This window comes from Mesorhizobium sp. M8A.F.Ca.ET.021.01.1.1 (assembly GCF_003998025.1).
Taxonomy (GTDB): Bacteria; Pseudomonadota; Alphaproteobacteria; order Rhizobiales; family Rhizobiaceae; genus Mesorhizobium.
The window spans coordinates 1-10,032 of record NZ_RZSJ01000185.1; the positions used below are offsets into that span (position 1 = coordinate 1).

At 63.6% G+C, this 10,032-nt stretch carries 7 protein-coding genes and 1 pseudogene; 3 read left to right on the plus strand and 5 right to left on the minus strand.

Annotated features, from left to right (window positions below):
* The 3 genes and pseudogenes from EOA36_RS38290 to EOA36_RS16355 all read right to left on the minus strand — a co-directional run.
* A pseudogene (locus EOA36_RS38290) lies at positions 1-116 on the minus strand (LysE family translocator); the annotation flags it as partial.
* Between the two features lie 119 nt (positions 117-235).
* Complete coding sequence (ilvN, locus tag EOA36_RS16350; protein ID WP_027051201.1) at positions 236-808, minus strand: acetolactate synthase small subunit; 573 nt, start codon at positions 806-808, stop codon at positions 236-238.
* A 64-nt stretch (positions 809-872) separates the two neighbouring features.
* Complete coding sequence (locus EOA36_RS16355) at positions 873-2,672, minus strand: acetolactate synthase 3 large subunit (protein WP_127278511.1); 1,800 nt, start codon at positions 2,670-2,672, stop codon at positions 873-875.
* 356 nt (positions 2,673-3,028) lie between these two features.
* Between EOA36_RS16355 and EOA36_RS16360 the strand changes: the two genes are divergently transcribed.
* The 3 genes from EOA36_RS16360 to EOA36_RS16370 all read left to right on the plus strand — a co-directional run bounded on the left by EOA36_RS16360 (position 3,029) and on the right by EOA36_RS16370 (position 8,070).
* A complete protein-coding gene (locus EOA36_RS16360; protein WP_127278512.1) occupies positions 3,029-4,951 on the plus strand; it encodes a sigma-54-dependent Fis family transcriptional regulator in 1,923 nt (640 codons plus the stop codon).
* Between the two features lie 213 nt (positions 4,952-5,164).
* Positions 5,165-6,235, plus strand: a complete 1,071-nt coding sequence (locus EOA36_RS16365) for a 2,3-butanediol dehydrogenase (RefSeq protein ID WP_127278515.1) — start codon at positions 5,165-5,167, stop codon at positions 6,233-6,235.
* 26 nt (positions 6,236-6,261) lie between these two features.
* Positions 6,262-8,070, plus strand: a complete 1,809-nt coding sequence (locus EOA36_RS16370) for an NAD(P)/FAD-dependent oxidoreductase (protein ID WP_127278513.1) — start codon at positions 6,262-6,264, stop codon at positions 8,068-8,070.
* A 217-nt stretch (positions 8,071-8,287) separates the two neighbouring features.
* On the opposite strand, the gene EOA36_RS16375 is transcribed toward EOA36_RS16370, so the two are convergent.
* Positions 8,288-8,872, minus strand: coding sequence for an HD domain-containing protein (locus EOA36_RS16375; protein ID WP_127278514.1), 585 nt, complete (start codon positions 8,870-8,872; stop codon positions 8,288-8,290).
* Positions 8,869-10,032, minus strand: a 1,164-nt coding sequence (locus EOA36_RS16380; RefSeq protein WP_245464377.1) for a gamma-butyrobetaine dioxygenase, incomplete at its 5' end; no start/stop codon positions are given. The genes EOA36_RS16380 and EOA36_RS16375, both read right to left, overlap by 4 nt.

A 10,032-nucleotide genomic window follows, 5' to 3' on the forward strand; every position in this document is an offset into this window, starting at 1 on the left:
GTCCTGGCGATGCCGAAATTGACGCCGGAGGCCAGCAGCATGAGGTTGTTCGGCCCTGGCGTGATCGAGGTCACCAAGGCGTAGACAAGCAGGGCGAGGAATGCGTCGAGGGACATGATATCCTCCCAGATACGTCAGTACTCTTGTCTCTTTCCGGCGGCTGCACAAAGGCCAGTGCCGGCCGTTGGTCACGCCAGTCCTGCATTCGTGGAAAATTCGGCTGGGTTACGTCGGTCTACATCCCTTGCGGGCCGCGGTTCATCGCCGCCACGCCGGTGCGGCAGATCTCGACCAGGCCGAGCGGCTTCATGATGGCGATGAACTGGTCAAGCTTGGAGCCCTTGCCGGTGATCTCGAAGATGAAATGCTCGGTGTTGGCGTCGATGACGCTGGCGCGGAAAGCGTCGGCGAGTCTCAGCGCCTCGACCCGCGCCTCCCCGGTGCCGGCAACCTTGACCAGCGCGAGTTCCCGCTCCAGCGGCCGCTCCTGGCCGAGCTCGTGCGAGCGCACGGTCAGATCGACCACGCGGTGCACCGGCACGATGCGTTCGAGCTGATGCTTGATCTGCTCCATCACATGCGGGGTGCCGCGCGTCACGATGGTGATGCGCGAGAGATGTTTTTCATGCTCGGTCTCGGAGACGGTCAGGCTTTCGATGTTGTAGCCGCGCCCCGAAAACAGGCCGATGACCCGGGCGAGAACGCCCGGCTCGTTGTCGACCAGCACGGAAAGCGTGTGCGTTTCCGGCTTCTCGGTTTCCTTGGCGATGAAGTAGGCGGAGCCGGTGGGCTGAAGCTGTGCGTTCATGACGTGAATCTCGATTTCAAACTTTTGAGCTAATTCTCTGTTTTAACACGGCTTCCGCCTGCGGTTAAACCAGTTCCCTGCCCTTGGCGTCGATGGCATTGGCCACAGCCTCGTCGGTCGCCTCGTCGGGCAAAAGCATCTCGTTATGCGCCTTGCCCGAAGGGATCATCGGGAAGCAGTTGGCGAGTGTCGCCACGCGGCAGTCGAACAGCACCGGCTTCCTGACCGAGATCATCTCCTTGATCGCATCGTCGAGCTCGTCCGGTTTGTCGCAGCGTATGCCGTGGCCGCCATAGGCTTCGGCCAGCTTGACGAAGTCCGGCATCGCCTCGGTATAGGAATGCGACAGCCGGTTGCCGTGCAGCAGCTGCTGCCACTGCCGCACCATGCCCATATACTGGTTGTTGAGGATGAAGATCTTGATTGGCGCGTCATACTGCACCGCCGCACTCATCTCCTGCATCGTCATCTGCACCGAGGCGTCGCCGGCGATATCGACCACCAGCGCGTTCGGATGCGCGATCTGCACGCCGAGCGCGGCCGGCAGGCCGTAGCCCATCGTGCCGAGACCACCCGATGTCATCCAGCGGTTCGGCTTGTCGAAATGATAGTGCTGCGCCGCCCACATCTGGTGCTGGCCGACCTCGGTGGTGATGTAGGTGTCCATGTCCTTGGTCAGCGCGTAAAGCCGCTGGATGGCGTATTGCGGCATGATCACGTCGTTGTTCATCTTGTAGGCGAGTGAATCGCGCGCCCGCCATTTGGCGATCTGCTCCCACCAGGGATAGAGCGCCTTCTTGTCGGCCTTGGCGCTCGCCCGCCACAGCCGCACCAGATCCTCCAGCACCCGGCCGACATCGCCAATGATCGGCACGTCGGTGTGGACGTTCTTGTTGATCGAGGACGGATCGATGTCGATGTGAATCTTCTTCGAATTCGGCGAAAACGCGGTCAGCCGGCCGGTGATGCGGTCGTCGAAGCGCGCGCCGATGCAGATCATCACGTCGCAATCATGCATCGCCATGTTGGCTTCATAGGTGCCGTGCATGCCGAGCATGCCCATCCAGTTCTTGCCCGAGGCCGGATAGGCGCCGAGTCCCATCAGCGTCGAGGTGATCGGGAAACCGGTGAGGTCGACCAGTTCGCGCAGCAGGTGGCTCGCTTCCGGACCGGAATTGATGACGCCGCCGCCCGAATAGATGATCGGCTTCTTGGCGCTCGCCATCAGTTCGACCGCGGCCTTGACCTTCTCCAGGTCGCCCTGGACCTTCGGCTGGTAAGAGGTGCGCGGTGCGATCTGCGGCGGGACATAAAAGCCCTTGGCGAACTGCACGTCCTTCGGGATGTCGACCACGACCGGACCGGGACGGCCGGTCGTGGCGACATGGAAGGCCTCGTGGATGGTCGCGGCGAGCTCGTTGACGTCCTTCACAAGCCAGTTGTGCTTGGTGCAGGGCCGCGTGATGCCGACCGTATCGCATTCCTGGAACGCGTCCGAACCGATCAGCGAGGTCGGCACCTGGCCGGTCAGGCAGACCAGCGGAATGGAATCCATCAGCGCGTCCTGCAGCGGCGTCACCGCATTGGTGGCGCCGGGGCCCGATGTCACCAGCATGACGCCGGCCTTGCCGGTCGACCGCGCATAACCCTCGGCCGCGTGGCCGGCGCCCTGCTCGTGCCGCACGAGAATGTGCTCCACCTCGTCCTGCTGGAAAATCTCGTCATAGATCGGGAGAACAGCGCCGCCCGGATAGCCGAAGACATGCTTGACGCCATTGTCCTTCAGCGCCTGCACCACCATTTCGGCGCCAGTCATTTCCCTGCTGCTTGGCATTTCGCGCCGCTCACTCTGTCCGTTGCTCATCGGTCTGGTCCCGTACTGTCGCCATTTGGGCGTTTGCTGGTCGTTTAGTCGTGTTTCAGGCAATAAAAAAGGCCCCCGAGGGAGCCTGTGTGGTGCGCATGGGAGGTTTTCGCCCGGCGGTTACACCGCCTTGCCCACGCGCCTTCCTACGAGAATGAGTGCCGTTTTCATGGTGGCGGACCATAAAGGCGAACTCGCGGGGTCGTCAATGGGGTACGGCACGAATTCACTCAGCCGTGAGATCGGCTCCGCCACGCGATAACGCGGTAAAGCCACGCGCTACCATAGTACAGTTGAGCCCATGCGGCCGGCGCACCACTATGCCAGGCTAGGACGTTGCCTTGGGAGGAGGACGCGTGGCTGGTGAACGGGAGCATATCCGGGAGATAGAGCAGGTCCTGTCCGGCAGGACATCGGCGCGCGACGATGTCGTGGTCAAGTCCTGGCTGCGCTGTGTCGACACCCACCGGCTCGACCCCGCCCGGCCGACGGAAGCCTATATCGTCCCCGATACCCAGTTGCGCGAACATCGCGAACAGTCCGAGCGGCTGATCGCGATCGCCCGCAGCGGCCTGGAAACGCTCTTCAAGCAGGTGGCGGGCCAGAACTATGTGCTGCTGCTGGCAAATGCCAAGGGCGTCACCGTCGACTTCCTCGGCGATCCCCTGTTCATGGACCAGTTGCGAACGGCAGGGCTTTATCTCGGCTCCGAATGGTCGGAAAGCCGCACTGGAACCTGCGGTGTCGGCTCCTGCATCGTCACCGGCGAGGCGATGACGATCCACCAGACCGATCATTTCGACACGACCCACACGCCGCTCTCCTGCACCGCCGCGCCGATCTTCGACACCAATGGCGAGCTCGCCGCCGTGCTCGACATTTCCCTGCTGCGCTCCCCGCAACCGAAAATCAGCCAGAATCTGGCGTTGCATTTGGTGACGGCTTCCGCGCGGCGCATCGAGCTCGCCAATCTGATGGCACAGATGCACTCCGAATGGGTGCTGCGGTTTTCCCGTTCGCCGGAATTCCTGGACGTCGACCCCGAGGCAGCCATCGCCCTCGATGCCTCGGGCCGCATCCTTGGCACGACGCGTGGCGGAGCGCTGCTTCTGGCGCAGGCCGGAGGCGTCGACTGGCGGCACTCGCCCTCCCCCATCGGCCAGTCTATCTCGCGCTATCTCGATGTCAGCGTCGACGATCTGCCGAGCCTGACACGCGGCCGCCCGACCGAGGAGCGGCTGGTGTTCGGCCGCAGCGGCAGCGCGCTGTTCGCGCACGCCATCGAACCGCAGCCGACGACCGGACGTCGCGCGCCGGCCGAGGCGGTGCCGAAGCCGATCGGCGACCTTTCCGGCGGCGATACGGCGATGGCCGCCACGCAACTGCGTGCCGCCAAGCTGGCGCGCACGACCATTCCCATCCTGATCCATGGCGAGACCGGCTCCGGCAAGGAGTATCTCGCCCGCGCGATCCACGATTGTGCGCAGCGGCCCGGCCCGTTTGTCGCCATCAACTGCGCGGCGATTCCCGAGCATCTGATCGAGAGCGAGCTCTTTGGCCATGTCGCCGGTGCTTTTACCGGAGCCGCCGCCAGGGGGCGCAAGGGACTGATCGAGGGTGCGAACGGCGGCACGCTGTTCCTCGACGAGATCGGCGACATGCCCTACTCCCTGCAATCGCGGCTGCTGCGCGTGATCGCCGAACGCGAACTGGTCCCGGTTGGCGCCATCGAGCCGCGACAGGTCGACATCAAGATCATTTCGGCCTCGCACCATGACCTGCGCAAGCTGGTCGAAGAGGGACGTTTCCGCGAGGATCTGTTATACCGGCTGAACGCGGCCTCGCTGACCTTGCCGGCGCTGCGCGAACGCACCGATTTCGAATGGTTGCTGGACCGGCTAGTGGATCAGCGCGCCCACCTCGCCGGCCGGACGGCGAGGCTCTCGCCCGCGGCGCGTCTGGCACTGATCCGTCACCGCTGGCCCGGCAACATCCGCGAACTCGCAAACGCCATCGATCTGGCGGTGACGCTTTGCGAGGGCGGGATGATCGAGCCCACCGACCTGCCCGACTTCGCATTGCCATACCTGACGCCGCTTGCTTCGCCCGCCAGGCTGGTCGCCCTGCGTGCTCCGTCGCCCGAGGACGAGCGTGCGGCCCTGCTGGACGCTCTCGTGGCCGCGGGCTGGAACATCTCCGAAGCCGCGCGGCGTCTGGGTGTCGACCGCACGACGGTGCATCGCCGCATGAAACGGCTGCGGCTGGACGCGCCCAATTAGTGTTGCGTCGGCTGTGGCGCGCCATGGCGCGCGCAACACCGCCGCAACAGCCTGTGACAGCAGAAACCGCTAGATGATGCTGATTTTATTACGATTTCCGACTCAGCAGCATGGTTGGCATGCTGCTTGCTCCCTGTTCCAGGTACCCACATGGAACTTGGAGGAGAAGCCATGACACAGAACGCGGTCAATCTCGCGGCCACGGCGAGGAGCATGCAGGCCCTGCGCTTTCATGCAGCCAGGGATTTGCGCATCGAGGACATTCCCAGGCCGGCAAAGCCGGGGCCGGGACAGGTTGTTCTCCGCAACAGGTTTGTCGGAATCTGCGGCACTGACCTCCATGAATACAGTTACGGGCCGATCTTCATACCGACGCAGCCGCATCCGTTCACCGGCGCCAGCGGTGTGCAGGTGCTTGGACATGAATTCGGCGGCGTGATCGAGGCCGTCGGCGATGGCGTGACGTCGGTCTCGGTCGGCGACCGCGTGGCCGTGCAGCCGCTGATCATGCCGCGCTCGGGAGACTATTATGCCGCGCGCGGCCTGTACCATCTGTCCGACAAGCTTGCCCTGGCGGGTTTGAGCTGGATCGGCGGCGGCATGGCGGAAGCTGCCTTGCTCAACGACTACAATGTCGAGCGCATTCCAGACGAAATGTCCGATGAGGAAGCTGCATTGGTCGAGCCGACCGCGGTCGCAGTCTATGCCTGCGACCGTGGTGGGGTAAGCGCCGGGAGCTCGGTGCTGATCACCGGCGCCGGACCGATCGGCATTCTGACGATGCTGGCCGCGCGCGCCGCGGGCGCGACGCAACTGTTCATCTCGGACCTGAACGACACCAGGCTGGAGATGGCGCGTTCGATCCTGCCTGGCGTGGTGACGCTCAATCCGAAGCGGGACAAAGTGGATGAGGCAGTGCGCGCCGCGAGCGAAGGCGGCGTCGGTTGCAATATCGCCATCGAATGCGTCGGCAACGAGCATGCGCTGAAGGCCTGCCTCGCGGCTGTGCGCAAGCAAGGTGTCGTGGTGCAAACCGGCCTGCATCCGCACGAGAACCCGCTCGACTGGTTCCAGGTCACATTCAAGGACGTCGATATCCGCGGCTCCTGGGCCTATCCAACGCATCTATGGCCGCGTGTCATCCGCCTCATCAGTTCGGGACAGTTGCCTGCCTCCAAGGTGGTCACCAGGCGCATACGTCTTGCGGAGGCGGTGTCCGACGGTTTCGAAGCTCTGCTCGATCCAGCCGGGACCCAACTGAAAATCCTGATCGACCTGTCCTGATCAATTTGACAACCGGAGGAGAAAACATGCTCGAGAGAACCCCCACCACGAAGGCGCAGGCGCTGCTCGACAAGTTCGGCAAGGCGCTTGCGGACGGCGACATCGACGCCGCCGTCAACTGTTTCCAGGCGGATTGCTACTGGCGCGACCTTGTCACCTTTACCTGGAACCTGAAGACGATGGAGGGCCAGGACCAGGTTCGCGACATGCTGACGGCAACCTTGGCTGAAACCGGACCGAGCGACTGGAAGGTTGCCGAAGGCGAGGAAGCGAGCGAGGCAGACGGCGTCACCACTGCCTGGATCACCTTCGAGACGAGGGCGGCGCGCGGCTTCGGCCTGGTGCGTTTCAAGGGCGACTTCATCTGGACCTTGCTCACCACCATGGCTGAACTGAAGGGACACGAGGAGAAGTCCGGCTTCACTCGACCGCTCGGTGCCAAGCATGGTCACGGCAAGGACAGGAAATCCTGGCGCGAGGAGCGTGACGACGAGATCGCCGAACTCGGCCGCAGCAGACAGCCCTATGTCGTGATCATCGGCGGCGGTCAGGGCGGCATTGCGCTGGGGGCACGTCTGCGCCAGCTCGGCGTGTCGGCCATCATCATCGAAAAGAACGAACGCCCGGGCGATTCCTGGCGCAAGCGCTACAAGTCGCTCTGCCTGCACGATCCGGTCTGGTACGACCATCTGCCCTATATCGACTTCCCCAAGAATTGGCCGGTCTTCGCGCCGAAGGACAAGATCGGCGACTGGCTCGAGATGTACACCAAGGTGATGGAGCTGAATTACTGGTCCTCCACGTCGGCGAAATCCGCGAAATACGACGAGAAGGCCAAGGAGTGGACTGTCGTGGTCGAACGCGACGGCGAAGAGATCGTGCTCAAGCCCAAGCAATTGGTGCTGGCCACCGGCATGTCCGGCAAGGCGAACTGGCCGAAATACAAGGGCCAGGACATCTTCAAGGGCGAGCAGCAGCATTCCTCGACCCATCCCGGCCCGGACAAATACCGCGGCAAGAAGGTCGTGGTCATCGGCTCCAGCAACTCCGCCCACGACATCTGCGCCGCTCTGTGGGAGGGTGGCGCGGACGTCACCATGGTGCAGCGTTCCTCCACGCACATCGTCAAGTCCGACACGCTGATGGATATCGGGTTGGGCTCGCTCTATTCGGAGCAGGCGGTCGAGAACGGCATGACGACACGCAAGGCCGACCTGATCTTCGCCTCCCTGCCCTACCGCATCCTGCACGAATTCCAGATCCCGCTTTACCAGCAGATGAAGGAACGCGACGCCAAGTTCTACGCGGACCTGGAAAAGGCCGGCTTCCTGCTCGACTGGGGCGATGACGGCTCGGGCCTCTTCATGAAATACCTGCGCCGCGGTTCGGGATACTACATCGATGTCGGCGCCTGCGACCTCGTCATCGACGGTTCGATCAAGCTCAAGAGCGGACCAGGCGCCGCGGTGGAAGAGTTGACGCGAACCGGTGTCAAATTCGCCGATGGAACCGAATTGCCCGCAGATCTCGTAATCTATGCCACCGGCTACGGCTCGATGAACGGCTGGGCGGCGGACCTCATCTCTCAGGAGGTGGCGGACAAGGTCGGCAAGGTCTGGGGCCTTGGCTCCGACACCGCCAAGGACCCCGGCCCCTGGGAAGGCGAGCAGCGCAACATGTGGAAGCCGACCCAGCAAGAGGCGCTGTGGTTCCATGGTGGCAACCTCCATCAGTCGCGCCACTATTCGCAATATCTGGCGCTGCAGCTGAAAGCCCGGCAGGTTGGCTTGCCGACCCCGGTCTACGGGCTCCAGGAGGTCCATCACAAGGGCTAGTCGGCTTCCCTCGCATCAAGGCGGGACTGCCCGGCTTCGGGACATCGACCGGCGGCGGCGCGCCCGCCGGGCTCGCCGCTTGGGGTGGTCGGCGATGGCGTGAAAACGCCCTCGCCGGCCAAACGCTCGCGGCAGGTCTCCATCCGGTATGCGGCCACCGCGTTTTCGCCGTCGAAGCAGAAACACATGGGCTGTCTCTTCCCCGTGATTGGTTGCGTCAGGGCCGATTGGCGAAGTCGTGCACGACGCGCTGCAGCAACGGCACATAGTCGCGAAACGCCCGCGTCCGCATATTGGCGACCTTGCCGCCCTCGTCCCAGATGCGAACCCGCACCGCTTCCTCATGGAACGGGTTCTCGCGGAACTCGGCGACCTCCTCGGCACTCATCGGTCCGCCCTGTAGCGACAGCGTATGAACCGAAGCCGGCGACAGCCTGGAGAAATAGGTCGGGTCCGTGGCGCAGAGATAGCGCTTGGCGGCGACGTGCAGCCGGACGCATTCGACGATGACCGGTGGGAAGAACGGCGCCAGCACCTCGCCGCCGGCCTCGTCATGGTGCTTGTCCTCGACATCGTCGGGCGAATAGGTGCCGAACTCGCTGGTGTAGTGGCCGATGTCATGCAGCAGCGCGGCCGCCACCAGCACCTCGGGCGCTCCATCCTGCTCCGCCAACCAAGCACCCTGCAGCATGTGCTCGGACATCGTAACCGGCTCGCCGAGATAGGATTCGGCGCCCCGGCGCTCGAAAATGTCGGCGATGAACTCGACGATGGTGTCCGCGTTCAGATCCTGGCCGCTCATTCCGCGGCCTCCTTGAAGCCGTGTTCAATCGCCGCGAGCGTCGACAACAGGCCGTCCTTGTCCGCATAGCATCCCTGCAGCCAGCGCTTGCCGGTGCCGGAGAACGCCTTGCGGGCATGCATGACGCGGGTGTTGTCGACGATGAAGGCCTGGCCGGGCTCAAGCTTGAAGGTCACTTCGAAGGATGGATCCTCGATCAGTTCGGCGAAGCGGCGGTAGGCGCCATAGTAGCGATCCATGTCGGCGAACGGCACATCGACGGTCGGCGCCAGCGAGCGGTTGTTGAAGCGGATGCAGATCAGTTCGCCGTCGGGGCCAAGCTCGATCATCGGCCGTTTGGACTGCAGCCGCACGCCCGATGACCCTGCATATTCGAACCGCGCCGCATGGGAGCTCAACAGCCGAAAACCTTCGGGGTTTTCCGCCTGCAGGGCTGCGGCGACGGCAAAACCGTCGACGACGCTCGATTCGCCGCCCTCCACCGTGTTCTCGATGCAGGACAGGATCTGCAGTGTCGGCACCGGATCGCGATAGGGATTGTCGGTATGCGCCTGCAGGCCCAGATTGGTGTAGGCGAGATTGTTCGGATTGACCTCGGCGCGCACTTCGAACCAGCGCCCGTAATTGGTCTCCCTGATATAGCCGAACAGGTCGGACACCTTGCACAGCGCTCCGGATTCGGCCGGCAGCCCATTCATCACCGCAAAGCCATAAGTCCTCACCGCCGAAAGCCATTCGCGCAGCACGCTGCGGTCATGGAAGGCCGCCTTGTAGCTGGCGCGCGGCACGCAGTTCTGCATCGTCGCCTTGGTCCAGCGCTGGATGATGTCGCCCGTCCAGCCGGGCTGGCGTGTCTCGACGCGATCATAGGCGTTTGCACGCAGCCATTGGGCGGGAAAACTGACCAACTTTCCCTCCGGTTCGAAGCTGATTTCCAGCGCCCCGGCCTTGATGGAAGCAGCGCCAATTCTCGTGCCAGCGGAAATGTCGAGGATGGTGACGAGCCGCTGGCCATTGCCGGCGCTGCGCGTCTTGTCGTCGAGCGCATTGTCGCGCAGCCAGATGGCGTGAAAGCGGGTGCGCCTCCCGTCTGTCCAGCCAAGTTCGATTGTTCTGCCTTCGTCGCCGATCAGCGCGTGGGTGAGCATTGAGATCCATCC

Coding starts and splice junctions, on each gene's coding strand:
- EOA36_RS16375 (WP_127278514.1), bottom strand. CDS start 8,872: ATGAGCGGCCAGGATCTGAACGCGGACACCATCGTCGAGTTCATCGCC.
- EOA36_RS16370 (WP_127278513.1), top strand. CDS start 6,262: ATGCTCGAGAGAACCCCCACCACGAAGGCGCAGGCGCTGCTCGACAAG.
- EOA36_RS16355 (WP_127278511.1), bottom strand. CDS start 2,672: ATGAGCAACGGACAGAGTGAGCGGCGCGAAATGCCAAGCAGCAGGGAA.
- ilvN (WP_027051201.1), bottom strand. CDS start 808: ATGAACGCACAGCTTCAGCCCACCGGCTCCGCCTACTTCATCGCCAAG.
- EOA36_RS16365 (WP_127278515.1), top strand. CDS start 5,165: ATGCAGGCCCTGCGCTTTCATGCAGCCAGGGATTTGCGCATCGAGGAC.